We start from the raw sequence: 24,178 nt of genomic DNA on the forward strand, positions 1-24,178 counted from the left end.
GTGCGAATAAACACCCTGGCGAGTGCTGAATCCCGCAAGGTCGTGCCTGCTTGTGCGTCCTCAACTACGTTGACCGCCAGGAGGAACGGGTCGCAACCAGAACGCCGCTGAATACCCAGCGTGGGTACGAAATGGACTATGCGAGCACGTGCGCAGCGGCCCGAACTGCCTGCGCAGGGATGCAACACACCTGCGCAAGGTGATACTTACAAGCGCAAGCGCACTGGAGGGTGCACAGTGGGAGCCAAACGCGGGGCGTCAGGTCGTCGTCTGGAACTGGGCCTTCAGCTACGCCAGTTACGGGAGAACTGCCCGCCGGTCGAGAGGGCCGGAGCCAAGGGCATGAGTCGGAAGGAAGCGGTCCGAGGGTTGAAGGACTTTTCCGAGGCGACCCTCACCCGGATCGAGCTGGGCGAACTCAACTTTCGCCGCAACGTCGGGGTGCTCCGGACGCTGCTGAAGCGGTACAGCGTGACCGACGAACAACTGATCCAAGAGTTGGTCGAGTTGAATCGCGAGGCACCGAATGAAGACTGGCTGACGCAGTACCGCAGCCACATGCCTCCGGGGATGCCGCACTTCGTGGGGCTTGAAGCGGAGGCGGTCGCGATCATGGCGTACCACCCCACGGTGGTCTATGGCCTGCTCCAGACTCCGTCGTACGCGAAGGCGCTGTGTGAAATGGCTCGCCCGGTCGAGGACACGACCGCCGAGTTCATCAAGCGTAGCGTCGACCTCCGGATGGAGCGGAAACGGCGGGTCCTGACCCGTGAAGATCCTGTACGCCTACGGATCATCCTGGGAGAAGCCGCTTTGCGAATCCCGATCGGCGACGGCGAGGTAATGAACGGGCAGTACGAGGAGATGATCCGGCTCGCAGGCGAAGACCACATCTCGATACAGGTCATGCCCTTCCGCCGTGGGTATCGAGAGATCCACGACTTCCGGATTCTGGATCTCGGCGACCTGCCCTCCCGAGTGCAGACCGACAACGCCTGGGGGGCGATCTCCACCTCTGACAAGCCGCGGGAAGTAGACCGGTTCACCCGTCGGTTCGACGCGATGGTGGGCGTTGCCCTCGGGGTCGAGGAATCCATCAACTTCGTGAAGGAACTAGCGAGAAAGCAGTAGAGCCATCGACACTCACATTTCTGGCATACGGCTGGCACCTGTGGAAGCCTGGTTCAAGTCCTCCTACAGCGGCCCCACCGGCAACGACTGCGTCGAGGTCGCCGACCTCACCACCCATATCGGCGTCCGTGACTCCAAGGACATCCGACGTCCCGCGCTGGTCGTCCCCTCGGTCGTCTGGTCGAGGTTCGTGACCTTCGCGGCCGGGTCGTCGACCCCGTAACGCAAGATGCAGGGTGGACCTCGTGACGAGGGTTCATCAATTCTTCTACGGACTCATGGGAAGGGAGTAGAGCCATCAGAACCTACACATCTTCGATGGAACTGGCCCCCGAAACAGTGTGGTTCAAGTCGTCGTATAGCGGCGGCACCGGCAACAGTTGCGTTGAGATCGCCCCTGAAAGCGCCTGGTTCAAGTCCTCGTACAGTGGAGGAACCGGCAACGACTGCGTCGAGATAGCCCACCTCGCTCCTCGCGTCGGCATTCGAGATTCCAAGGACAAGCAGGGTTCCGCCCTCGTCGTCCCGGCTTCTGCCTGGTTGTCGTTCGTCGGCATGGTTCGTTCGGGCGCGGGCGTCCAGTAGATCCGCAGGACCGTACGCCCGCTGGTGCCGCCTCCCGGGAAACCGGGAGGCGGCACTCCGCCGCGCATCGCCGCCGGAATCCGCCTTTCGCTGCCACCCACGAAGTGCGCGGCTACCCTCTTCGCATGCCTTTCACTGTTGACCAACTGGCCGGGTACGTGGATCGGGATCTGGACAGCGACCTGGCGCGCTGGTTCCCCGACGAGCCACGGGTCGACATCCCGGCGTCGACCCGCCCGGTCGAACCGTTCCTCGCCAGGCTCCCGCCCGACGCCGCGACCGCGTTGGCCGGATTCGACCGCAGGGTCCGCTCGGGATCCCTGCCGCAGTGCCTCGACATATACGACTGGTCGTACGCCTTCGACTTCAAGGCCAACGACTGCCGGGTCCTCGACTCCGACTACGAGACGGAGCTTTCCGACGACGACGTGTGGTCCATCGGCGCCGACGGCGGAGGCAACTACTACGTCGTGCTCACCAACGGCCGGGTCGCGGTGTGGTTCCACGAGGAGGAGGTCATCGAGGCCGGCACGCAGTTCGACAACCTCGACGTCTTCCTGTGGTCGATCGTCCGGTACCACGCCGTGCGCGCGGGCGTCCTCGACCTGGCAGCGGTCGAGGCGGACTTCCGCGCCCTCGGGCAGCCCGGAGTGCTGGCACCGGAGGTCGGGCTCCTCGCGTCACTGTCCTGATGCCGGAGTCCCGGAAGCCGGCAGCGGTGTCGGGGGAGCCCGAGTGCACGGTTGATAGCGTGATCATCGTGACAGAGCCGGAAGAGCTGGAAGAGCTGGTCCTGACCCCCGGCGAGCGGGCCCAGGGGGTCCGAGTCGACAGTGTGATGTTCAGTATGGACTGGACTGGTGAGGAGTACCCGGGCCAGCTGGCGGCGTTCGTGGCTGGTCGGGTACAGGTCTTCGGGGCGGAGCCGACGGACGTCGACACCGACGTCGTCTACCGCGAGACCGAGACCGAGACCGACCCGACTCTGCGCCGCGGTGACTTCCCGGTCCGCCAGCTCGATCACCTGTCCGGTGTGCTGGCCAATCTCGGCTGCACGCTCCTGGTGTGGGACAGCGGTACCGACACCTACGAGGTATTGGTCGCGCTGACCGGTGAGCGTGAACTGACCGGGTTGACGCACCAGGGCCTCCCGGTGCTGGCCTGGGGCTCGGAACCCGAAGAGACCCTGGTCAGCCTGGACTGCCCGAACTGCTCGGAGATGCTGGTCTGGCAACTGTCGTCGGACCAGACCCTGGCCGACGAGCGCTGCGGTTGTGGAGCCGCGCTGTTCGACGCCACCGGCCGCCCACTGCCCGACGTCACTCTCCACGACTGAGCCGCTCAGTGCCCCCGGGCCCCGGCTCATCCCCGCCGACGTACTGCTCATCGCATGCGGCACCCACTGATCCGCACCTGTCCGACCTTGAGTGGGGCAAGCCCCTGAGAACCTCTGGCAAAGTGACGGGCCGGGCGGTCGGCTGAGCCGAGCGAGGCCGGGAATCAGGCTCCGGCGATGGTTCGGCCCGGCATCGGCTCCGCGAGCGCGGCCCGCCAGGCGGGCGCGTCGAAGGGGTCGGCGAAGTACTGCGTCTCGTGGACCACGTGCCGGTCGGCGAATTGCATGATGCTCACCGAGTACGAGGGCACACCGTCGTAGGTGATGGTGCATTCGCTTACCCACAGATTCGCGTGGCCGGTGATCCGCTGGACGGTGAAGTGCCGGTCGGCCGGATGCCCGCCGCGCTGCGCCGAGATCGTCTCGCGGCCCTGGAACCGCTCACCTGACTGCGGGTAGTCCAGAATCGCGTACGCAGCGTAGATGGCGTGCTCGGCTTCGGTGTCCCCGCGTTCCGAAGCCTGCCAGTGCTCCTCGATCGCGGCCCTGGTCCGGGAGTCAGCATCCATGGCACTGTCCTTCCGTAGCGGTGACAGCCTGGCTGGCCTTCGCCTTTCAGTTGGGTTCGGCTGAGCTGGCTTGACGGTGTCTTCCCGGCCCCTGTGCGGTTGTGGTGCATGCCGGGGCCCCGACGCGCTGGCAGGGTTCTCCATGGGCCCTCGGTGCGTGGGGGGCCAGGGACGGTATTGCCGGGTTCAGGTGACGGGCCGGGGCCGGGACCAGCAGCCGACGGGTGCCGCTGTCATAAGCGTAGAAGACGGACGGGTATCGCTGATGCACTGCCGCCGCCCGACCACTCTTCCGACCGTGGGACCATCCCCGCGTGCGCGGGGAGCACGGCTCGCCGTCCGCGGCCGCGTCCTCGGTGGTGGGACCATCCCCGCGTGCGCGGGGAGCACCTGCCCGCTGTGACATCGCTGCGCTCGGTCTCGGGACCATCCCCGCGTGCGCGGGGAGCACGACGGGTTCGTCTGCGATCCAGCGGCGGACGCGGGACCATCCCCGCGTGCGCGGGGAGCACGGCTCCGGATTCCTCCCCCTCAACGGCGTGCGGGGACCATCCCCGCGTGCGCGGGGAGCACTGCAGGTAGTCCGCGGTGATGTCGGCCTCGGCCGGACCATCCCCGCGTGCGCGGGGAGCACTCCTGAAGCGCCTCACGGGCGCACGCCTCGGCCGGACCATCCCCGCGTGCGCGGGGAGCACTCTTCCTGACCTGGGGTTCTATCGCGGGTGGAGGCGGTTTTCACTCACTTTCATAGATCCCGGCCTATCGGTCAAAACGGATTTCTTCCGGTTGTGCTGCACCGTTCCGCTCGATCGCCGTTCACGTTTGGAGTCCCCCGACTCCGATTGCGAGCGGGTGTTCGGGGCGGCGGTGTCAGGTTCTCATGGTCGGCGGCGGTGAGGTTGTTCGTTTGCGAGGGTGCAGCCCATCCCGACGGCGATGGAGCCGCTTGCCGCGGGGGTCGCGGATCCCGCCGACGGATGCCGGGTGAGCCCCTCCCCGGACACCCGCCCCACGCCCCACACCCGCTTCCCCGACCCCAGCAGGGCCGCAAGCGGCCACCGTCACCGGCAGCCGTGCACCGCAATGAGCTTCCGCGTGCAGAACCACCGCTTCGAGGAGACGGCGCTGCTCAGCTCGCGCGTGATCCTGGACGTCCTCGCGGTCCTGGTCCGGGCAGGCCGCCTCGGCAAGAAGGCGGCACTGTAGGACCGGCACGCCTGGGGCCCAGGGCCGGGGCGGTGGCGGACCGGGCCATGAAACGTAGGACGGAGCATCTCCACGGGCAGATCATGACGATCGCGCCCGGCGTCGGCCCGTTGTGGCACGGTGATCGCGACCGCGCCGGGCTTCGAGGCGAGCCGGGCCGACTTCGTCCTCCCTGGGGTCGATCTTTGCCCGTCATCGGCGGCGTCCTGCCCGCCTGCGGCACGGTCTTTACCCATCGGCGGGGCTGTCTTTGCCCACAGGGGGGCGGAGGACCGCCCGAGGCGATACCGTCCCCTGACATGACACGCGCGTTCGACATAGAGCAGAGGCTCGCCGAAGCCGTCGGCGGCCAGGGCCGGGCCGGAGCCTGGGAGTTCATCCGGGGGTTCGCCGACGCATGGGCCGAGCCTCTGGAGGACGGCGACGGCTACAGCGAGGAGGAGCTGGCCACGGCCGAGGCGAGGCTGGGTGTGCGGCTGCCGCCCGCGCTGGCGGAGGCGTACCGGCTGCTGGGGCGGCGGATGGACCTCACCAGCAACCACGATCATCTGCTGAAGCCGTCGCGGCTGTACATCGACGACCGCAAGGAGGCCCTCGTCTTCCGCGAGGAGAACCAGGGCGCGTGCGTCTGGGGCGTTCTGCTCAGCGAACTGGAGAAGGAGGACCCGGCCGTCGTCGTCCAGGCGGATCTCGCCGACGAGACCGCCGAGGAGTGGGAAGGCTGGCTGGACCGGGTCTCGCTCTGCTTCGTGGAGATCGTGCTCGCGGAGTCGGTGCACGTGCCCGAGGAACTCTGCGACTTCGTGGACGAGATCGAGGACGAGGGCACCGTGGAACGGAGCTTCGCGCGGCTGCCGCTCCCCGAGTACCCCGTGGGGCAGCAGTCCACCGGGACGCGCTGGTTCATGGCGACGGATGTGCTGCTCCGCCACGATGGTGGCGTTCTGTACGCGCGGGGGCGTACGGAGGAAGCCCTCGAACGGGTACGGGAGCTGATCCGCGGGCCGTGGCTCAACGAGTACGGGGACGACTACGAGGACCACGACGACGAGTGACCCCGGCCGCCGCCGAGGCGAGCGGACAGGTCGCGGCGAGGATCGCGACCGCCTGGGCCACCGCCGCGACCCACTTGTCAGTGGTACACGCGGCTCGTACACGTTCGGTACGGGGCCGGGCCGCCCGACGCCGACGTGGCGGTCGACCGGCAGCGATCAGCGGACGGTGAGCGTGCCCTTCATGAACGGGTGGATCGTGCAGGTGTACGGGTAGCTCCCGGCAGTGGACGGCGCGGTGAAGGTGGCCGTGCTCCCGGCCGTGATGTCCCCCGTGTCGAAGGGCTTGGACCCGGTCGCGGTCACCGTGTGCGTCACCGAGTCCCGGTCGGTGACGGTGACCTCCGTGCCCGGAGAGACCTCCAGGTTCGCCGGAGCGAAGGTGAAGTCCTCGATGGCGATCACGGCCCGCCCGCTCCCGGAACTCCCGGAAGGGGAGGGGGAGGGGGCTGGTGAGGGGGACGAGCCGCAGCCGCTGCCGAAGCAGCCTGTCAGCGCCACCAGACACAGGGCCCGGACGGCGGCCGGGGCGGCACGCACTAGTAGCCGCTGCCCGGTGTGCTGGTGCCGGCGCTCGGTGTGGCGCCCGGGCCGCTGCTCGTACTCGCGCCGGGGCTGCCGCCGGGGCTGCCGCTGGGGCTGCCCACGATCTTGTTGCCCGCTGGGTCCAGGATGTACCACTTCGCGCCGAACGCGTCGGCGTTCTGGCCGTTGGTCTCGCCCGGCTTCTTGTCCCCGGTGAAGAGGTAGAGGGGGTGGCCGTTGTAGGTGACCTGCTTGCTGCCGTCGGGCCGGGTGGTCGTGCCGAGGAGATCGCTCCTGACGTCGCTGCCGGGGCTTGGACTCGGGCTCGGTGAGCCGGCCGGGAGGATCAGCGGCGGCCAAGCCTTCGCACAGTCGCCCTCGCAAGTCGACTCGGAGGAGGTGTCCGCCGTGGAGTGGTAGAGCGAGAGGCCCCTGCCATCGACCAGGTACCTCCCGAGGCGGTTGGAGCGGGTCGCGATCTCCGACGGGGCCGCGGTGGCGCTCGGCGAGGCGGAGGGCGATGACGCAGCCGGGGACGCGGGGCTCGCCGAGGTCGCCGAGGACGAACCGCCGCCGTTGGAGCATCCGCCCACCAGCGCGGCCGCCAGTCCGGCCGCCGCCAGCGCGCAGGTCGTCCTGGTTCTCCCCGGCGTTCTCTCCCGCCCGCTCCCTCGCACGCTCTCCGGCGTTCTGCCTCGCGTTCCTCCCCGCGCGCTCCTCCGTCGTCTGTCGCTCATTCGGAACTCCCGGGCGTGTGTCCACTGGGCGTCTGGCCACGGCATGCGCGGGCGTCCGGCATGCGGATGGTGGGGGCTCGGGGATGCCGTGCGCACTCCTTGCCCTGAACACCACTAGAGAGCAGGCCCACGGGCCGGGCCACCGGACGGGTCCGTCCGGGCCTGTCAGGAGCGGCAGCGGAGTGAGGCGCGGGGTGTCACGGGTGGGGTGCGGGTGAAGGCCCGTGGTGCCCGAGGCGTCGAGCGCGGCCTGGTGGCGGTCAAGGAGACCGCCCGTCGGGCTGACCGCCTGCCCTGCCGTCTGCTCGCCCGGTCGTCCGGCCGCCCCGCTGTCCGTCTGCCTGCCCGGTCGTCTGGCCGTGGGTCGGCCGTGGGGTCGGCCGTGGGTCGGCTCGTCCGTTCGGCCGGGCGCGCGGGGCCGCAGGTCGGCGCGCTGTACTCGCCAGTAGATCGAATGAGTGTCCGCTGGCCGGTCGCGGGAAATTTTGAATCGGGTCAAAATGGACAGCACTGCGGTTATCGTATATGGGTAAATCCGACTTCTGCCTTGCTAAGGGTGCATGTGATCTGTCGCGCGTCTTTCATCTGTAGGTCATATTGCGTACTTGCCTGGGAAGGGGAGGGTTCGATATTCGGACGCTCTGCCGCTGTATGTGGAAACCGCACCGTTTACCGTCCTTCTCATGACTGAGCTGGAAGCGCGGCCCCAGGCCGGAGACACGGTACGGGGCGGCCCGGACGGCGGCGGAGGCGTACGCGCCAAGGGACTCGGCGGGAACTCCGTCGGACTGATGGGCAGTGCCGTCATCGGCATCTCCACCGTCGCCCCCGTCTACTGCCTGACCTCCACCCTCGGCTCCACCGCAGGCGAGGTCGGGCTTCAGATGCCCGCGGTGTTCCTGGCGGGCTTCCTGCCGATGCTGCTCGTGGCTTTCGCGTACCGCGAGCTGAACCGGGTCATGCCCGACTGCGGCACCTCCTTCACCTGGACGGTGAAGGCGTTCGGCCCGCGCCTGGGCTGGATGTGCGGCTGGGGCCTGGTGGTCGCCACGATCATCGTGCTCTCCAACCTCGCCGGTGTCGCCACCTCGTTCTTCTGGCTGCTCGCGGGCGAGATCACCGGCAGCGACTCCGTCGCCGCGCTCGACGACAACAAGGCCGTCCACATCATCACGGTCCTCGTCCTGATCGCGGTCGCCACGGCGATCAGCTACCGGGGCATGACGGCGACCAAGAGCGTGCAGTACGCCCTCGTCGGCCTCCAGCTCCTCGTCCTCGGCCTCTTCATCGCGATGGCGCTCGGCAAGGCGGGCTCGTTCGACACCTCGCTCTCCTTCTCCGCGGAGTGGCTGAACCCGTTCGCCGTCCAGTCCTTCGCCGCCTTCACCGCCGGTCTCTCGCTGTCGATCTTCATGTACTGGGGCTGGGACGCCAGCCTCAGCGCCAACGAGGAGACGAGCGGCAGCGGCAAGACCCCCGGCCGGGCGGCGCTCATCGCGATGGTCGTCCTCGTCGGCTCGTACCTGGCGACCGGCGTGGCCGCGCAGATGGCCGTCGGCTCCGGCGACCAGGGCCTCGGCCTCGCCAACCCCGAGACCTCGGACAACGTCTTCGCGGCCCTCGCGGGCCCGATCATGGGCCCCGGCCTCGGCGTCCTGCTCTTCGTCGCGGTCCTCGCGTCCGCCACGGCCAGCCTCCAGACGACCTTCATCCCGGTCGCCCGCACGGTGCTCGCGATGTCGACGTACGAGGCCCTGCCGTCCTCGTACGCGCGGGTCAACCCGCGCTTCAAGACCCCCGGCAAGGCGACGGTCGTCGCGGGCATCGCCACCGGCGCGTTCTACACGGTCATGACCCTGGTCAGCGAGCACGTGCTCATCGACACGATCTACGCCCTCGGCCTCATGATCTGCTTCTACTACTCCCTGACCGCCTTCGCCTGCGCCTGGTACTTCCGCAACGAGGTGTTCCGCACCGCCCGCGACTTCGTCTTCAAGGGCTTCTTCCCGGTCCTCGGCGGCCTGCTCCTCGCGTCGGTCTTCGGTAAGACCCTGTACGACATGTGGGACCCGGCGTACGGCAGCGGCTCGGCGGTCTTCGGCGTCGGCTCGGTCTTCGTGATCGGCGTCGGCCTGCTCGCGCTGGGCCTGGTCATCATGGTGGTCATGCAGCGCAAGAGCCCGGCGTTCTTCCGCGGCGAGGTCCTGAAGCAGGACACGCCGTCGCTGGTGGTGCCGGGGTAGTCGGTAGTGCCGGAGTAGTCGGCGGCACCGGAGCAGGGGTCGGGGACCCCGGCCGGGTGCCGCCGCCCGCGTCGACGCTACGAACGCCGGGCCGACCGCTTCCCGGCTTTCCCGGTATCGCCCCCTGATCCGCTGTCGCGGGCCGGTGCCCTGACCCGCGCGGGAACGGCGGTCTGACATGCTCCGTAACGTCATTCGGACGATCCCGCACTGACGCTCGCCTGCTGCCCGGCGTCAGTCCATCCCGACGAGGTGCCCATGACCGACTACCTGGCTGCCGTCATGGGCATGCTCGGACCGGCCCAGAACCGCTACGCGGACCCGTCGGCATGGAACCGCCTTCACACCGAACTCGGCATACGGCTGCCGCCCGACTACCAGGTCATCGTCGACGCATACGCCCCGATCCAGCTCAACGGCCACATGTACCTCTCCCACCCCGCGACCGAGGAATGGAACCTGGGGGAGTGGATCCGGAGCACCATCCAGGCGTGGTCCGAGGTGACCTGGGACGACTTTGACTTTGACGCGGACGAGGACCCCCGCAAGCTCTTCGGGCTTGAGGAGCTGAGCTTCGGCACCCGCAACGGCCTGTGGCCGATCGCGAGCACCGACCGAGGAGAGACGGTCTTCCTCCACGCTGCCGCCGATGGCACCAGGATCCTGGTGAACTATGACGAGACCTGGGCAGAGCACCGCATCGGCTTCGCCGAGTGGCTCTATCGCTATCTGATCGGCGAAGACATGACCGGCCCGAACAGCTCGGCCTTCTCCCCGGGCCCGGTGAAACTGGAGCACCTCCCGATGTCCGCCGACGAACGCCCCGAGCCTTGGTACGGCCCGGACCGAGGCATGTGAGACGCCGACCACCACCGGCAGGGCGGCCTTGAACGAGACGACCACTCGCACCTGCCACCGCGTCGGACGGCCAGGCCGGTGTCAGTGGGGCCGAATAGCCTGGAGGCCCCGCCCGGCGTGCCGGGCGCGGGGACCGCTCATGCTCACCACCGGAGGCCCGTGATGGACGTCAGGCTGCGCGAGGTACGGGACGGGGACCTGCCGGTCTTCTTCGCCCAGGCCAACGATCCCGAGGCGATCCGGATGGCGGCGTTCACCGCCGAGGACCCGGCGGACCGGGGCCGTTTCGACGCGCACTGGGCCAGGATCCGCCGCGACCCCGCCGTGCTGATGCGCACGGTCGTCGGCGGAGGCGAGACGGTCGTCGGTCACGTGGCCGTGTACGGACCGCCCGATCAGCGGGAGGTCACCTACTGGATCGGCCGGGAGCACTGGGGGCGCGGGGCCGCCACCGCCGCCCTGCGGGCGCTCCTCGACACCGAGCCGGAGCGCCCGCTGTACGCCCGCGTCGCGGCGGACAACACGGGCTCCGTGCGGGTCCTGGAGAAGTGCGGCTTCGTGGTGACCGGGCGCGAGCGGGGCTTCGCCAACGCGCGCCGGGCGGAGATCGACGAACTGGTCCTCACCCTGGCCGGCTGAACCGGCCATGCGACCGGTCGTGGCCTTGCCGGGCTCGGCCGGGCGCGTCGGCCACGGTACGGAACCCCCGCCGCAGCCGCAGCCGCAGCTCCCGTACGCGGCGCACGCGGGGCGCACAAAGCGTGCGCACCGGACGCACCGGACAGGCCCGAGTGTGTGCACCAGCCGGACACAAGGGACGTACCGGCCGGACGCGGTCAGACGTACCGGACAGACCCCGCCCATGACCCCGCCCACCGCCCAACGCGTCCCGGACCGCGATCTGGGCCACACTTACGCCTCGTTCACATCCTGGGCCCGGCTCTCCCATACCGCGCTCGTATGCTCGATTCATGACAGATCACCAGCATGGACGCCACCTCGGCTCCCTCCCCGGCCCCCCTCACGGGCGGCCCACAGAGAATTCCATGCGCCGCGCACTCAAACGCGCCCGAGACGGAGTCGCCCTCGACGTCGCCGAGGCCGCCGTGCTGCTCCAGGCGCGGGGGAGCGATCTGGACGATCTGTGCGCGTCGGCCGCGCGGGTGCGGGACGCCGGGCTGGAGGCCGCCGGGCGCGCCGGGGTGATCACGTACTCGAAGAGCGTGTTCATTCCGCTGACACGGCTGTGCCGGGACAAATGCCACTACTGCACGTTCGCGACCGTGCCCGGCAAGCTCCGCCGGGCGGGGCACGGGATGTTCATGTCCCCCGACGAGGTCCTCGCCATCGCCCGGCGCGGGGCCGAGATGGGATGCAAGGAAGCCCTCATCACCCTCGGGGACAAGCCCGAGGACCGCTGGCCCGAGGCGCGGGAGTGGCTGGAGGCCGAGGGGTACGACGACACGATCGCGTATGTACGCGCCATCGCGATCCGCATCCTGGAGGAGACCGGGCTGCTGCCCCATCTCAACCCCGGCGTCATGACCTGGACCGACTTCCAGCGGCTCAAGCCCGTCGCGCCCTCCATGGGGATGATGCTGGAGACCACCGCGACCCGGCTGTGGAGCGAGCCCGGCGGCCCGCACTACGGCTCTCCCGACAAGGAGCCCGCCGTACGGCTGCGGGTGCTCGAGGACGCGGGCCGCAGCTCGATGCCGTTCACCAGCGGGCTGCTGATCGGGATCGGCGAGACGTACGAGGAACGGGCGGAGTCCCTGTTCGCGCTGCGCCGAGTCTCCCGCGCCTACCACGGCATTCAGGAACTGATCCTGCAGAACTTCCGCGCCAAGCCCGACACCGCGATGCGGGGCATGCCGGACGCCGAGCTGGACGAACTGGTCGCCGCCGTCGCCGTCGCCCGGCACATCATGGGCCCCTCCGCCTGTCTGCAGGCCCCGCCGAACCTGGTCGACGCCGAGTACGGGCGTCTCATCGGCGCGGGCGTCGACGACTGGGGCGGAGTCTCACCGATCACGCCCGACCATGTGAACCCCGAGCGCCCCTGGCCCCAGATCGACGCCCTCGCCGAGCACTCCGCCGCCGCGGGCTTCCGCCTCCGGGAACGGCTCTGCGTCTACCCCGAGTTCGTCCAGCGCGGCGAACCCTGGCTCGACCCCCGGCTGCTGCCGCACGTACGGGCGCTCGCCGATCCGGCCACCGGGCTCGCGAACCCGGACGCCAAGCCCGTCGGCCTGCCCTGGCAGGAGCCCGACCAGGGCTTCACCTCCGCCGGGCGCACCGATCTGCACCGTACGATCGACACCGAGGGCCGTACCTCCGATCGGCGGGACGACTTCGACGCCGTGTACGGGGACTGGGACGCCCTGCGCGAGGCCGCCGCACCCGGCATGGTCCCCTCCCGCATCGACACGGACGTCAAGTCCGCCCTGCGCACCGCCGCCGACGACCCCACCCGGCTCACCGACGGCGAAGCCCTCGCCCTGCTGCACGCCGACGGGCCCGCCCTCGACGCGCTCACCCGCATCGCCGACGAACTGCGCGCGTCCGTCGTCGGCGACGAGGTCACCTACATCGTCACGCGCAACATCAACTTCACCAACGTCTGCTACACAGGCTGCCGTTTCTGCGCGTTCGCCCAGCGGCGTACGGACGCCGACGCGTACACCCTCTCCCTCGACCAGGTCGCCGACCGGGCCGCGCAGGCGTGGGACGTGGGCGCGGTGGAGGTGTGCATGCAGGGCGGCATCCACCCCGATCTGCCGGGCACCGCCTACTTCGACATCGCGCGCGCAGTGAAGGAGCGCGTTCCCGGCATGCATGTGCACGCCTTCTCGCCGATGGAGGTCGTCAACGGCGCGTCCCGGACCGGGCTGTCGATCCGCGAATGGCTCACCGCGGCGAAGGAGGCCGGGCTCGACTCCATTCCGGGCACGGCCGCCGAGATCCTCGACGACGAGGTCCGCTGGGTCCTCACCAAGGGAAAGCTGCCCGCCGCCACCTGGATCGAGGTCGTCACCACCGCGCACGAACTGGGCATCCGCTCGTCGTCGACGATGATGTACGGGCATGTCGACCAGCCCCGGCACTGGCTCGGCCACCTCCGTACGCTCTCCCGCGTCCAGCAGGAGACGGGCGGCTTCACCGAGTTCGTCACCCTGCCGTTCATCCACACCAACGCGCCCGTGTATCTCGCGGGCATCGCCCGGCCCGGCCCGACGGACCGCGACAACCGCGCGGTCGTCGCCATGTCCCGGCTCCTCCTCCACCCGCACATCACCAACATCCAGACCAGCTGGGTGAAGCTGGGCACGGAGGGCGCGGCCGAGATGCTCCGCTCCGGGGCGAACGACCTCGGCGGGACGCTGATGGAGGAGACCATCTCCCGTATGGCGGGCTCCCGTTACGGCTCGTACCGCTCCATCAAGGACCTCGTCTCCATCGCGGAGCTGGCCGGGCGTCCGGCGAAGGCGCGTACGACGCTGTACGGGGAGGTGCCCGAGGAACGGCTCCGCACGGCGGAGGCGTCGGACGGTCATCTGCCGGAACTGCTGCCGCTGGTCACGGAGTAGGGCCTGTTTCGGTGGCGGCATGAGAGTTCACCAGTCCTGAGGCCGAGGAAGCAAGGCGACCCAGCGATGCGGCCGGTCCTCCGGGCTTGCTACCGACCGTCGTACTCCTCGGCATGCGCAAGGGGTGCCCGGTGACATACCGGGCAGCCCTTGTCTAAGGTCATCGACGCCTGGTGGGCCGAGAGCAGCGAACACGGCCGCACCTGCCTGAGGGCCTTTCTCAGCTGGGCCATGCAGACCCGTAGCTGCCCACGCTCCCTGTCCATCCCCGCGATGAAAGTCTCCCGGCGGGCCGCACTGAGCGAAGACGAACGCCTCGACGCCCTCGGCCGACTGCTGACCGACACGGAGATCCCGACACGTCTGCGTGTCGCGGGGGTCATCGTGCTCCTCTACGCGCAGCCCGTGAGCCGCATTGTCCGGCTCAGCGTCGAAGACGTGGTCCACGACGGCGACACCGTGCTGCTACAGCGCGGTGAACCCGCCTCGCCCGTTCCCGCACCGGTCGCCGCTCTGCTGCTGGAGCACATAGCGAACCGCGACAACATGAACACCGCCACCAACCCCGCCTCCAGATGGCTCTTCCCGGGCTGCCGGGCAGGACAGCCAGCCCGCCCCGACCACCTGTCCGCGCTCCTGAACGAGGCCGGGATCCCGGCCGCCGCAGCACGCGGCGCCGCCATCCGCCAGCAGCTCCTCGAACTGCCCGCACCCGTCGTTGCCGACGCCCTCGGCTACCACAACAAAACCACCAGCCGCCTCATCAGAGAGACCGGCGGGACATGGAGCCGATACGCCGCTGGCGATCACACAAGGTCACCGACAAGCCGGCCTCCTCGGGGAGCCGGCGACAGTTGACTACGAGAGCCCACAGCAGAAGGCCATGCTCTAGCGGAGACGGGCCAGCAAGTGGGCGTCCAGGAAGCCCCGCTCGGAGGCCGGATCGTGGAGCAGCCGCGCGAATGTGACGAACCCGGCCCCGGCCAGCAACTCGGCGAAGCGGTCCGCCGGCCAGCTATAGGCGGGTGTCACCTTGTGGTCGAAGCGGACCGGCTCGGGCGCGTCGGTCCCGAAGAACGAGACCAGGAGAAGGCCCCCCGGCGCCAAAACACGCGCCTGCTCGGCGAGCAGCGCGGGCAGTTCCCCAGGAGGGGTGTGGATCACCGAGTAGTGGGCCAGCACGCCGCCGAGCACGCCGTCCTCAACTGGGAGTGCCTCCATCCGGGCCTCAGAGAACTTCAGCGCCGGATGAGCCCGCCGAGCGTGATCGACCATGGCCGGGGAGAGGTCGAGCCCGAAGGCATCCAGCCCCAGGTCGTGCAGCATGGCCGTCAGATGTCCGGGCCCGCAGCCGACATCGGCCACCCACGAATTCCCCGTCCCACGCACCAGCTCGGCGAAGGTGCCGATCATGTTCCGCGCGAACGGCTGCGTCTCCAGTCGATTAGCGAACATCGACGCATACAACTCGACGACCCCGTCGTAGGCCGCCCTGGTCTCGTCCTGGTGCTTCGCCACGGGAAGGAAGTTAACACCCCCCCATTCTCAGCTGTTCTCCGGCCCGTGCCGAATCCTGCGCCGTCGTATCGGACTCGCTCGGCTACCAGAACAAGGCCATCACCCGGTGGCGCGACAAGCCGCTGGCGACCACAGTCAGTCACCAGCTGGCTGGACTCCCCGGGGAACTGGCGACAGTTGATGAGGCGATCACACCAGTATCGACCCCCTTATCCGTGGAACAACTTCACACCCCGCCCCACCGCCGACACTCCGCCAGCCGTCCACCAAGCCCACGATCACCGGCTTACGACTCGGTCGGCGATTGAGGTCGGGGCGTGCTTGCCTGGCGGTTCGGCTGGTGGTTGATCAGCAGGCGGTGTGCCGGGCGAGCGCCAGTTCGGTGCTGTGTGCGGGACGGGTGGGGCGTCGGGCGGCGCGGTCGGAGACCAGGCACGCGATCGCCCGGTGCGTCTCGGCGTAGGTCTGGCGGGATGCGGTGTAGCGCTGCAGGGGCCTCCACTGGCGCATTTCGGCTGATGGGCCTGTGCGAGCTGGCGGTCCGGCCACCATGGCAGTCCCAGGACATCGGCTCCCGGATACACGGCGAACTGCTCAAAGCCATCGCCCCGCGCTGGTCGTCCCTGCTCGCGCTGCCGTCCAACCGGCGCGGCCACGACCTGTACGCCCGGCTCGGGTACCGGTACGCGGGCCCGTACCGCAACACCCCCGACGGGCCCGAGTTCGACCTACTCCTCCTCAAGACCGAAGACGGCTGACCGGACAGGTGCCGGCCCTCCGACGGGAGGCTCGGGAGGGAGGGTGCAGCCCAGGTCCGTCCGGTGAGCGCGCGCGGCACCCCCAAAGGGCTCTCCCGGCAGCTTCAACGCGCCCCCAGGGCTCGCCCGCACAAGGGTCAGCTGCGCGGGTACCGGGCCAGCCAGCCCGGAGAGGCCGTCGTCGGGCCGTGCAGGGCCGGGCCCTGGGTCATCTCCATCGCGAAGTCGTCGGCCAGTTCGAGGATCGTCGGCCGGCCCTCCAGCTCCGACAGCCAGGCGGGCGGCAGCGCGGTCTCGCCGTGCAGGGTGCCGAGCAGCGCGCCCGTCAGGGTGCCCGTGGTGTCCGACGGGCCGTCGTGGTTCACCGCGAGCCGCAGCCCGTGCCGGATGTCCTCCGCGACGAGCGCGCTGTACACGGCGATCGCGAGCGCGTCCTCGGCGTGGTGGCCCTCGCCGAGCGACGTGACCCGCGAGGGGCCCGGAATTCCCTGGCGTACGGCCCCGAGCGCGTGCTTGAGCGCGTCCGACACGGGCTGGTGCCCCGGACGCGCCGACACCAGGCCCAGGGCCCGCTGGACCGCCGCGTCCAGCGACTCCCCACGGGCCAGCCCGTGCACGATCACCGCGAACGCGCCCGCCGAGAGATACGCGGTGGGGTGGCCGTGCGTCTGCGCCGCGCACTCCACGGCCAGCTGGAACACGAGTTGCGGCTCCCAGCCCACGAGCAGCCCGAACGGGGTCGACCGTACGAGCGCGCCCGCGTCCCGCGCGGTCGGGTTCTTGGGGGTCTCCACCGTGCCCATGTTCTCGTCGGCGAGGCCGATGAGGCTGGCCTTCGGGGCGTCCCGGCGCGTGTAGAGCCATTCCTGGCGCGCGAGCCAGCCGTCGTCCTTGCGGCGCTCGTCGGGGCCCCAGTCGCGCTGGGTCGCCGCCCATCTGAGATAGGCGCGGTGCACATCCGTGGGCGGGTGCCAGGCGCCGGTGTCCCTGCGGACCTGGGCCCGGATGAGCCCGTCCACCGTGAACAGCGTCAGTTGCGTCGCCGCGGTGACCCCGCCCCGGCGGCCGTGCGCCGGTACGAGGTCGGCGACCCCGTCGCCTCCGTACTCGGCCCGGATCTCCTCCAGCGCCAGCCCCGCGACCCCCGCGCCGAACGTGTCCCCGATGGCCGCCCCGAGCAGCGCGCCGCGCACCCGTGACCTGAAATCCTGCTGCTCGGCACGCCCCCAGACGCCTGTGGCTGCACCGCTCACCGCGCGCCCCTCCCTGGACGTGGAACCCCTGCCAATGTGTGCCTGGCGAAGCACTGTAATAGAACGCGGACGGGCGGTTGAGGCGTGGTGGGCTGAGTGGCTCGTTCCACGTCCCTCTCCCTCGTACGACCCGCGCGCGTGGCCCGCGCGCGTGGCCCGCGCGGACGGAACCGCGCGGACGGAACCGCGCGGACGGAACCGGCTCCCGCGAGCGCGTCGGCTACGAAGACCGCGCCCGCGCGCGTGCCCGCACCCGCACCCCGAGCCGCCCGTCTCCCGAGCCCGTCCGGCCAAAACCCCTCTCCCACCAGGCCCGTTCGTTACCATCGCCTGCCATGGATGCCTCCACCGTCGCCGTCCGCCTCGCGTCCAGCGCCCTCGCCCCTCTGGTGAGGAAGCTCTTCATCCAGGGAACGTCCGGCGCGGGACTCGTCGACCGGCCCGTCCGCATCTCGGGCCTGGTGTCCTTCAAGGGCGAGAAGCGCACCCTCGGCGAGCGGGAACTGCGCAAGCTCTCCGCCGAACTGGTCGAGCGGGCCGCGCGGTCGTACGGGCCTCATGAAGCGCCCTCCGAGGAGGTACGCCGGGAACTCGCCGACGCCCTCACCACCGCCCTCCACCGCCTCGGCGACCTCGACATGGACGACGTGCAGGCCGTACGCCTGGGGCCCGAAGCTCTCGCGGACCGGCTCACCCGCGCCGCCCGTCCCACTAACCCCGCCCGTCCCACCGGATCCGCCCGCCCCGCCGACCATGCGGGGCGCGCCGCGAGCCCCGCTCGCCCGGCCCCGCTCTCCGCCGAGGCCGAACCGCACTTCGACCCACTCCTGCGCGCCGCGTGCCTGCACATCCTGAACTTCTTCACCCAGCGCTCCACCTTCGTCGCCGCCACGCTCGTCGAGCAGACCCGTTCGATCGACCGCCTGATCACCGCCACCGACCTCCTCCTCGAACGCGTCCCCTCCCAGCTCGCCGAGGACGCCCGCTTCGAGCAGCGGTACGCCGAGCACATCCGGCGCAAGCACAGCGAGCTGACCATCTACGGCCTGGACCTCAACCACGCCCGCGAGTGGCGGCTGGACACCGCGTACGTCTCCCTGGAAGCCGTACGGGAGATGGTGCCCCTGCCCGCCGAACGCGCCCTCTCGGACCGGCAGAAGGTACTGCTGCGCGGTGGCGCGGGATCGGGCAAGACGACACTCGTGCAGTGGCTCGCGGTGACGACCGCGCGCCAGGACCATGAGGAACTGGGCGGGTACCTCTCCCATCTGGTCGGCCGCGTCCCCTTCGTCCTGCCCTTGCGCCGGGTCGTGAAGGACGGTGTCCCGCCCACCCCCGACGCCTTTCTCCACTCGGTCCGCAGCGCCGTCGCGGGAGGCCAGCCCGAGGGCTGGGCGGATCGGGTGCTCAAGGCGCGCCGCGGGCTCCTCCTCGTCGACGGCATCGACGAGATCCCCCGGCGGGAGAGGGAGGAGGTCCGCCGCTGGATGCGCGAACTGGCGGGCGAGTTCCCCGGCAACCTCTGGCTGGTGACCGCGCGCCCCTCCGCCGTGGGCGAGGACTGGCTGTACGGAGACAACTTCACCGAGCTGTCCCTCTCGCCGATGTCCCGCTCGGACGTGACCAGGTTCGTACGCCGGTGGCACGAGGCGGCCGGCGCGGACGCCGGACTGTGCGAAACGCTCCTCGACGCCATCCGGACCAACACCGACCTCGGCCGTCTCGCGGTCAACCCGCTGATGTGCGGCCTGCTCTGCGCACTCCACCGGGAGCGGCACGGCTTTCTGCCGCACGGCCGCAAGGATCTGTACGACGCGGCGCTGCGCATGCTGCTGGAGCGCCGGGACGTCGAACGGGGGGTCGACGCCGACGAGGGTCTGCGGCTGTCGTCGGAGACCCAGATCCTGCTGCTCCAGAAGCTCGCGCACTGGCTCATCCGCAACGACCGCGTGGAGATGGAACACGCCGACGCGCTGACCCAATTGGACCGCGCCCTCCAGTACATGGCCCATGTCCCGGCCTCGTCCGAACGCGTGCTGCGGCATCTGCTGGAGCGCTCGGGGCTGCTGCGCGAGCCCGCCGCGGGCCGCGTCGACTTCGTGCACCGCACCTTCCAGGACTACCTCGGGGCGAAGGCCGTGGTCGAGGAGGGCGACTTCCCGCTGCTGCTGGACAACGCGCACAAGGACCAGTGGGAGGACGTGGTGCGGATGGCCGTGGCGCTGGGGCGTCCGGCCGAGCGGGAACGGATCCTGCGCGGCCTGATCCCCGCCCCGGCCCCGGCCTCCGGCGCCGCCCCGGCCTCGGCTTCCGGCCCCGCCCCGGCCCTCGCCTCCGCCCCCACGCCCGGCCACGACGGCGGGGGCGAGTCCCGGTCGGCCGCACAGGCGGCGCACCGCCGCTACGACCTGCGCATCGACCGCCGGGCGCTCCTGGCCGCGAGCTGTCTGGAGCACGCGACCGAGATCGCCCCGGAGATCAGACGACTGGTGATCGAGACGGCCTCCCGTCTGGTTCCGCCTCCGGACAAGCTCATGGCCCGCTCCCTCGGCGACCTCGTCGGCGGACCGCTGGTGCTCAGCCTGCTGCCCGGCCCCGACGGGCTCACGGAGGAACAGGCCGTGCACGTTCTGATCGCCGCCACGCGCATCGGCACCGACGCCGCGCTCCCCGTGCTCTCCCGCTACCGCCACCACGGCTCCCTGCTGGTCCGCCGCCAGCTCGCCTGGTCCTGGCACCGGTTCGACACCCAGCGGTACGCGGACGAGGTCCTCGCCCATCTCGACGAGACGGACCTGTACTTCACCTCCCACAACACAGACCAGCTGCGAGCGCTGCGCGCCCTCGGCGGCCGAGCCCGTATCCAGATCGCCGGGATGTACCGGCCCGCCGAGCTGGTCGAGCACATCGACGCCGACCGGCTCACCCATCTCTGGCTCCGCGACGGGTACTTCACCTCGGGCGGGGAACAGTGGCTGCACCGCTTCCCGCTGCTGCGCACCCTCCTGCTGCCCAAGCGCGCCCGTGGCAAGCCGCCGAACATTCCCCCGCACATCACGGTCGAGCGCGTATCGTCCCGCGCCACCTTCTGACGCGCCGCACGCCGCATGGGCCCGACCCGCCCTGGCACGGACCCGACCCGCCCTGCCCGTCGGGCGATCAAGCGCGGCCGTCGGGTGGTCACGGGCGGTTGGCGGGTGTACGTTCACGCTGGCGGGAGGTCGCCACCACCCCTGAGCGTCTGGAGCGCGCCCACCGGGATGCCGAACACGGCCGCGGCCTCGGCATCGAGGCGCGGGTCGTCGACGCCGCCGAGGCCGTCGCACTCGCCCCGGACGAGATCCCCCTCGTCGGTCCGGCCGACGGAGTGCCGGGTCTGTGGTTCGCGGAAGCCTCCTGGGTGACGCACGCGGGAGGCGTCGGCCGGCAGCTCGCGAACATGCTGCTGGACACGGGAGATCTGCTCGTCGACCCCGAGCGGCTGGCGCCCGGCCGCTTCGACCTCTGGAGCGACGAGAAGATCCGCGAGACCTCGCTCGGCCACTACCGGGGCATCTACGACGCCCACTGAACGCGCAGTCGGGAACCCGCCGTCCGGAGCACGGCGGCCCGTCACGGGCGTGCGGGGCCCGGGCGTGCGGGCCCGGGGCATGGCCGAGCCCCCTCGGCCGGGACGGCGGGCCAGTCGAGAGGGCTCTGTCAGGTGGTGTGCACGCGGATGGCGCACACACGGGTGGTGCAGACGCGCGGGCGCGAGCGCGGCGCAGGGCCCGCACCGTTCGCTCGGTGCGGGGATCAGCCGAGGTTGAACGCGCCCTTACCCGCTTCGGTCACGAAGGCGTTCCAGGAGTCGGGGACGAAGTTGATGGACGGGCCCGCGGCGACCTTGGAGTCGCGTACCGAAATCGACTCCATGACAGGAGACTTGACTTCGACGCAAGCGCCGTTACCTCCGGAGTACGAGGACTTCGTCCAGGTGTCCGTGGCTCCCTGAATGATTGCCATGTTCGCTCCGCTTCGGCAGTGGTGTCGTTCTTTGCCCAACGTTTGTTGGCGCGTTCGACGCTACTCGCCGGAACCCCCGGACTGGGTAGCCATTCACTCGGTCGGATGGCATATTCCATGCGGCTCTTCCGCAGGGCGGGGGAGGGGGTGTACCTTACGTCCCCCTCACCGCCACTTCCCGGTGACGGGCCTTTCCGGGCCCGTGCGTCCGCCCGCCGTGGATCCGCCGAATCTCGAACGCTTCACAGAGCCTCACACCGCCTCACAGGGCTACGCGGCGCGCTTCGCAGCGTTTCAGAGCGCCTCGGCGTACTCCTTGGCGATCTTCTCGATGAAGATCTTCGTCTGCTCCACATTCAGCGCCTGGGCGCGCAGATGCTCGTACATGACCGTGTACTTGTGGACGTCGTTGGCCTTCTCCAGATACAGATCGCTGGTGACACCCTCGATATAGACGACACTCGAATCCGACGCGTCGGGGAACTCCAGAATCGCGTACTGGCCGTTGATTCCGGGATGCGCGCCCATGTCGAACGGCAGCACCTGCACGGTGACATGCGGGAGCTGTGCGATCTCCACCAGATATTCCAGCTGTTCCCGCATCAGATGCCTACCGCCGATGACCCGGCGCAGCGCGGCTTCGTCGATCACCGCCCAGAGCCGGAGCGGCTGTGCGGCCTCCTTGATACGGCCCTGGCGGCGCAGGCGGACGCTGACGCGCTTGTCGATGTCGGCGGGGCTGGTCTCCGGCAGCGCTCCGGTGATCAGGGCCTCGGCGTACTGCTGCGTCTGGAGCAGGCCCGGCACCACCTGGGGCTCGTACACCCGCAGGCTGGCGGCGTCCGTCTCCAGACCGATGTAGACGCTGTACGGGATATCGCCGAAGGCGTGCCACCAGCCCTGCTGGCGGGAGTCCTTGGCCATCTGCATCAGCGAGTCGACGACCCGGTGGTCGTCGACCTCGTACACCCCGCAGAGATCGCGGACATCGCGCTGGCTGATGGAGCGGCGGCCGTTCTCCAGCCGGCTGATCTTCGACTGGGAGACCAGCAACCGGTCGGCCACTTCCTCGGCCGTCATACCTTTGATCTCGCGGAGCCGGCGCAGCTCCTGCCCCAATCGGCGTCGCCTGACGGTGGGATTGACGTTGGACGCCACGGAAACTGCACCTCCGATTGGGTAGCTGAGCGTATCTACTGCTCAGCAGACTGCCACCAATGGTCGTGGCAGCGAGGCGAAATGGCCACACGGACCGCGCTCATGGCACTGCGCGTGGCACCGAGGGCCATCGACGAGGGTCCAGGATCCCACCGGCGCCGGACTCGACCGCCACCGACCGTCGAAGACCGGTGCCGGTGACCTCACGGGCGGGTGCGGGCGTGCGCTGGGCGAGCGGCGCGAGCGGATCGAACGTCCGCCGCGCTACGGGCACTTGCGGGCACGCGAAAGCGCGGGGCGGTGTCATGGCAGCCCCGCGCATCTCTCCGTACGGCTTCCGGAGCCCCCCGGATGGGGCCTCCCGGGCCTCCCGGAGCTTTCGGACCTCTCTGACTGGAGTCTTCGGGCACGCCGACGGTGACCCGAGTGACCTGATGACGGCGTACGGCGTACGGGCAGGCCGACGCGACGATCGGCCCAGGCCGATCGCCGACGGTCGTGGCCGGTCCGGGGCGTGGCACGTGACGAAGCGCCGTGCCACCGAGTCATCGCACAGCTGACTCGGTGGCACGGCACGCTCAGTGCACGGCCGACCCGGCGCGCGGCCCTACGGCCACACGGCCCAACCGGCACGCGACCGATCCGATACGCGCCCGAACCCGGCGCGCGGTCGAACCCGTCGCGCGATGGAGTTCGGCGCGCGGTCGAACCCGGTGCGCTGTCGAACTCAGTGCGCGGCGACGCGAGCCATGCCGCCGCGACGCGGCTGCATGGAGACGGCAGCGCCCTGACGGCCACCGCCCGCCGTGGCCGGACTACGGCGTGGCTGCGCCGCCACACCGTTCTGGACGTCCATCACGGCGTGCGCCACGAGTCCGCCCATGGGGTCGTGCCTGATGAGATCCCGCAGGCGGGATCGCGAGGAACGCCCCTCGTTGCCGGGGTATAGGTGCTTGCCGAGTCCGACCGCATGGGCCAGCGCGGCGAGCGCCGCGGTCCGCGGGTCCGGTGGGACACCGGTGCGGATCGCACTGTCCAGCCGGGACCTGATATCCCGGCTGATCGCCGTGTCCGTCGCCTGGTAGCGAGTCGTCGGCAGCACCCCGCACATCTGGCCCGCCACGGCATGCACCATGCCGCAACGCTCCAGGTGAGCGAGGTAGATCTGGCGCAGCCCCAGTCGGGGCCCGCCGATCCAGTGGACCGCGCGGACCGGGCTGCCGCGACGGCGCAGCAACTCCAGTGCGGAGTCCAATGTCGGATCTCCTGTCGGCCGTGGCATCACCACGGCGATACGATCCCCGTCTGGGGCTATCCGGCCTGCCAGAGCCAGCTCTACTAGCTGTGCCCCGGCAAGTCCGAGGTCGAGCGACTGCGGCTGCGCTGTGGTACCCGTGGCCGGGTCCAGAGCGAGCAACAGAAGCTCCTCCGGAAGTGTTCTGCGGCTCCTGCCCATCCATGCCTCCCCGCGTGGATGAATGACAGGGTGACCCCTCTCACATTGGTCTGTCGAGAGTGCCTGGGTGCTTTGTATGGGAACCGTTAGGTATGTCGTTCTCGTCTAGGCCCGGGGGGAGCGCTCTCACACAGGACACTGAGAGATGGTTCGGACAACACGGGCCCCCGTTACGACAGCGCCGGTACTCGGTACGCA

23 protein-coding genes and 1 CRISPR repeat array are annotated in these 24,178 nt (G+C 70.0%); of the genes, 14 read left to right on the plus strand and 9 right to left on the minus strand.

Annotation, left to right across the window (positions count from 1 at the left end):
* The first annotated feature begins 369 nt into the window (after positions 1 to 369).
* From ACWEFL_RS15370 to ACWEFL_RS15390, 5 genes are all read left to right on the plus strand, one after another.
* Positions 370 to 1,131 carry a DUF5753 domain-containing protein gene (locus ACWEFL_RS15370; RefSeq protein ID WP_451711999.1) on the plus strand — a complete coding sequence of 254 codons (762 nt, stop codon included), beginning with the start codon at positions 370 to 372 and terminating at the stop codon, positions 1,129 to 1,131.
* A gap of 40 nt (positions 1,132 to 1,171) precedes the next feature.
* Positions 1,172 to 1,354 carry a DUF397 domain-containing protein gene (locus ACWEFL_RS15375; protein WP_451712002.1) on the plus strand — a complete coding sequence of 61 codons (183 nt, stop codon included), beginning with the start codon at positions 1,172 to 1,174 and terminating at the stop codon, positions 1,352 to 1,354.
* A 95-nt stretch (positions 1,355 to 1,449) separates the two neighbouring features.
* On the plus strand, positions 1,450 to 1,716 hold the full coding sequence (locus ACWEFL_RS15380; protein WP_451712005.1) for a DUF397 domain-containing protein: 267 nt from the start codon (positions 1,450 to 1,452) through the stop codon (positions 1,714 to 1,716).
* Between the two features lie 125 nt (positions 1,717 to 1,841).
* Positions 1,842 to 2,408, plus strand: a complete 567-nt coding sequence (locus tag ACWEFL_RS15385; RefSeq protein WP_451712007.1) for a hypothetical protein — start codon at positions 1,842 to 1,844, stop codon at positions 2,406 to 2,408.
* 68 nt (positions 2,409 to 2,476) lie between these two features.
* Complete coding sequence (locus ACWEFL_RS15390) at positions 2,477 to 3,052, plus strand: hypothetical protein (protein WP_451712010.1); 576 nt, start codon at positions 2,477 to 2,479, stop codon at positions 3,050 to 3,052.
* A 164-nt stretch (positions 3,053 to 3,216) separates the two neighbouring features.
* Here the strand turns inward: ACWEFL_RS15390 and ACWEFL_RS15395 are convergent, their stop codons facing one another.
* Complete coding sequence (locus ACWEFL_RS15395; protein WP_451712012.1) at positions 3,217 to 3,621, minus strand: nuclear transport factor 2 family protein; 405 nt, start codon at positions 3,619 to 3,621, stop codon at positions 3,217 to 3,219.
* Positions 3,622 to 3,921: 300 nt separating this feature from the next.
* Positions 3,922 to 4,316: direct repeats of the CRISPR family, unit length 29 nt; unit sequence GGGACCATCCCCGCGTGCGCGGGGAGCAC.
* An 810-nt stretch (positions 4,317 to 5,126) separates the two neighbouring features.
* Here ACWEFL_RS15395 and ACWEFL_RS15400 point away from each other — a divergent pair.
* On the plus strand, positions 5,127 to 5,882 hold the full coding sequence (locus ACWEFL_RS15400) for an SMI1/KNR4 family protein (RefSeq protein WP_451712014.1): 756 nt from the start codon (positions 5,127 to 5,129) through the stop codon (positions 5,880 to 5,882).
* A gap of 156 nt (positions 5,883 to 6,038) precedes the next feature.
* Here the strand turns inward: ACWEFL_RS15400 and ACWEFL_RS15405 are convergent, their stop codons facing one another.
* Together ACWEFL_RS15405 and ACWEFL_RS15410 are read right to left on the minus strand one after the other, a co-directional pair.
* Positions 6,039 to 6,284 carry a cupredoxin domain-containing protein gene (locus ACWEFL_RS15405; protein WP_451712015.1) on the minus strand — a complete coding sequence of 82 codons (246 nt, stop codon included), beginning with the start codon at positions 6,282 to 6,284 and terminating at the stop codon, positions 6,039 to 6,041.
* A gap of 134 nt (positions 6,285 to 6,418) precedes the next feature.
* Positions 6,419 to 7,081, minus strand: coding sequence for a COG4315 family predicted lipoprotein (locus ACWEFL_RS15410; RefSeq protein WP_451712018.1), 663 nt, complete (start codon positions 7,079 to 7,081; stop codon positions 6,419 to 6,421).
* Between the two features lie 743 nt (positions 7,082 to 7,824).
* On the opposite strand from ACWEFL_RS15410, the gene ACWEFL_RS15415 reads away from it, so the two are divergent.
* The 5 genes from ACWEFL_RS15415 to ACWEFL_RS15435 all read left to right on the plus strand — a co-directional run bounded on the left by ACWEFL_RS15415 (position 7,825) and on the right by ACWEFL_RS15435 (position 14,690).
* Positions 7,825 to 9,384: an APC family permease gene (locus ACWEFL_RS15415; protein ID WP_451712020.1), complete on the plus strand. Its 1,560-nt coding sequence runs from the start codon at positions 7,825 to 7,827 to the stop codon at positions 9,382 to 9,384.
* A 258-nt stretch (positions 9,385 to 9,642) separates the two neighbouring features.
* Positions 9,643 to 10,242: an SMI1/KNR4 family protein gene (locus ACWEFL_RS15420; RefSeq protein WP_451712023.1), complete on the plus strand. Its 600-nt coding sequence runs from the start codon at positions 9,643 to 9,645 to the stop codon at positions 10,240 to 10,242.
* 162 nt (positions 10,243 to 10,404) lie between these two features.
* Complete coding sequence (locus ACWEFL_RS15425; RefSeq protein ID WP_451712025.1) at positions 10,405 to 10,881, plus strand: GNAT family N-acetyltransferase; 477 nt, start codon at positions 10,405 to 10,407, stop codon at positions 10,879 to 10,881.
* Positions 10,882 to 11,213: 332 nt separating this feature from the next.
* Positions 11,214 to 13,832, plus strand: a complete 2,619-nt coding sequence (locus tag ACWEFL_RS15430; protein ID WP_451712028.1) for a bifunctional FO biosynthesis protein CofGH — start codon at positions 11,214 to 11,216, stop codon at positions 13,830 to 13,832.
* Positions 13,833 to 13,982: 150 nt separating this feature from the next.
* Positions 13,983 to 14,690, plus strand: coding sequence for a hypothetical protein (locus ACWEFL_RS15435; protein ID WP_451712031.1), 708 nt, complete (start codon positions 13,983 to 13,985; stop codon positions 14,688 to 14,690).
* A gap of 30 nt (positions 14,691 to 14,720) precedes the next feature.
* Here ACWEFL_RS15435 and ACWEFL_RS15440 read toward each other — a convergent pair whose 3' ends face one another.
* Together ACWEFL_RS15440 and ACWEFL_RS15445 are read right to left on the minus strand one after the other, a co-directional pair.
* Complete coding sequence (locus tag ACWEFL_RS15440; protein ID WP_451712033.1) at positions 14,721 to 15,350, minus strand: class I SAM-dependent methyltransferase; 630 nt, start codon at positions 15,348 to 15,350, stop codon at positions 14,721 to 14,723.
* 348 nt (positions 15,351 to 15,698) lie between these two features.
* On the minus strand, positions 15,699 to 15,860 hold the full coding sequence (locus ACWEFL_RS15445) for a hypothetical protein (protein WP_451712036.1): 162 nt from the start codon (positions 15,858 to 15,860) through the stop codon (positions 15,699 to 15,701).
* Positions 15,861 to 15,868: 8 nt separating this feature from the next.
* On the opposite strand from ACWEFL_RS15445, the gene ACWEFL_RS15450 reads away from it, so the two are divergent.
* Positions 15,869 to 16,108 (plus strand): hypothetical protein, encoded by a 240-nt coding sequence (locus ACWEFL_RS15450; RefSeq protein WP_451712038.1) that lies wholly within the window; start codon positions 15,869 to 15,871, stop codon positions 16,106 to 16,108.
* 137 nt (positions 16,109 to 16,245) lie between these two features.
* Here the strand turns inward: ACWEFL_RS15450 and ACWEFL_RS15455 are convergent, their stop codons facing one another.
* Positions 16,246 to 17,361: an ADP-ribosylglycohydrolase family protein gene (locus ACWEFL_RS15455; RefSeq protein WP_451712040.1), complete on the minus strand. Its 1,116-nt coding sequence runs from the start codon at positions 17,359 to 17,361 to the stop codon at positions 16,246 to 16,248.
* A gap of 335 nt (positions 17,362 to 17,696) precedes the next feature.
* Between ACWEFL_RS15455 and ACWEFL_RS15460 the strand changes: the two genes are divergently transcribed.
* Positions 17,697 to 20,453, plus strand: a complete 2,757-nt coding sequence (locus ACWEFL_RS15460) for an NACHT domain-containing protein (RefSeq protein ID WP_451712043.1) — start codon at positions 17,697 to 17,699, stop codon at positions 20,451 to 20,453.
* Positions 20,454 to 20,551: 98 nt separating this feature from the next.
* On the plus strand, positions 20,552 to 20,932 hold the full coding sequence (locus ACWEFL_RS15465) for a hypothetical protein (protein ID WP_451712044.1): 381 nt from the start codon (positions 20,552 to 20,554) through the stop codon (positions 20,930 to 20,932).
* Between the two features lie 224 nt (positions 20,933 to 21,156).
* Here ACWEFL_RS15465 and ACWEFL_RS15470 read toward each other — a convergent pair whose 3' ends face one another.
* From ACWEFL_RS15470 to ACWEFL_RS15480, 3 genes are all read right to left on the minus strand, one after another.
* Positions 21,157 to 21,366 (minus strand): DUF397 domain-containing protein, encoded by a 210-nt coding sequence (locus ACWEFL_RS15470; protein ID WP_451712045.1) that lies wholly within the window; start codon positions 21,364 to 21,366, stop codon positions 21,157 to 21,159.
* Between the two features lie 294 nt (positions 21,367 to 21,660).
* Complete coding sequence (locus tag ACWEFL_RS15475) at positions 21,661 to 22,524, minus strand: helix-turn-helix domain-containing protein (protein ID WP_451712047.1); 864 nt, start codon at positions 22,522 to 22,524, stop codon at positions 21,661 to 21,663.
* A 727-nt stretch (positions 22,525 to 23,251) separates the two neighbouring features.
* Positions 23,252 to 23,980 (minus strand): GOLPH3/VPS74 family protein, encoded by a 729-nt coding sequence (locus tag ACWEFL_RS15480; protein ID WP_451712049.1) that lies wholly within the window; start codon positions 23,978 to 23,980, stop codon positions 23,252 to 23,254.
* Positions 23,981 to 24,178 lie beyond the last annotated feature (198 nt).

Source organism: Streptomyces sp. NPDC004838 (genome assembly GCF_053600955.1).

Excerpts from the sequence above, each read along its gene's own strand:
- ACWEFL_RS15380 (WP_451712005.1), top strand. The coding sequence starts at position 1,450 with ATGGAACTGGCCCCCGAAACAGTGTGGTTCAAGTCGTCGTATAGCGGC.
- ACWEFL_RS15385 (WP_451712007.1), top strand. The coding sequence starts at position 1,842 with ATGCCTTTCACTGTTGACCAACTGGCCGGGTACGTGGATCGGGATCTG.
- ACWEFL_RS15395 (WP_451712012.1), bottom strand. The coding sequence starts at position 3,621 with ATGGATGCTGACTCCCGGACCAGGGCCGCGATCGAGGAGCACTGGCAG.
- ACWEFL_RS15400 (WP_451712014.1), top strand. The coding sequence starts at position 5,127 with ATGACACGCGCGTTCGACATAGAGCAGAGGCTCGCCGAAGCCGTCGGC.
- ACWEFL_RS15415 (WP_451712020.1), top strand. The coding sequence starts at position 7,825 with ATGACTGAGCTGGAAGCGCGGCCCCAGGCCGGAGACACGGTACGGGGC.
- ACWEFL_RS15420 (WP_451712023.1), top strand. The coding sequence starts at position 9,643 with ATGACCGACTACCTGGCTGCCGTCATGGGCATGCTCGGACCGGCCCAG.
- ACWEFL_RS15425 (WP_451712025.1), top strand. The coding sequence starts at position 10,405 with ATGGACGTCAGGCTGCGCGAGGTACGGGACGGGGACCTGCCGGTCTTC.
- ACWEFL_RS15430 (WP_451712028.1), top strand. The coding sequence starts at position 11,214 with ATGACAGATCACCAGCATGGACGCCACCTCGGCTCCCTCCCCGGCCCC.
- ACWEFL_RS15445 (WP_451712036.1), bottom strand. The coding sequence starts at position 15,860 with ATGCGCCAGTGGAGGCCCCTGCAGCGCTACACCGCATCCCGCCAGACC.
- ACWEFL_RS15450 (WP_451712038.1), top strand. The coding sequence starts at position 15,869 with ATGGGCCTGTGCGAGCTGGCGGTCCGGCCACCATGGCAGTCCCAGGAC.
- ACWEFL_RS15460 (WP_451712043.1), top strand. The coding sequence starts at position 17,697 with ATGGATGCCTCCACCGTCGCCGTCCGCCTCGCGTCCAGCGCCCTCGCC.
- ACWEFL_RS15470 (WP_451712045.1), bottom strand. The coding sequence starts at position 21,366 with ATGGCAATCATTCAGGGAGCCACGGACACCTGGACGAAGTCCTCGTAC.
- ACWEFL_RS15480 (WP_451712049.1), bottom strand. The coding sequence starts at position 23,980 with ATGGGCAGGAGCCGCAGAACACTTCCGGAGGAGCTTCTGTTGCTCGCT.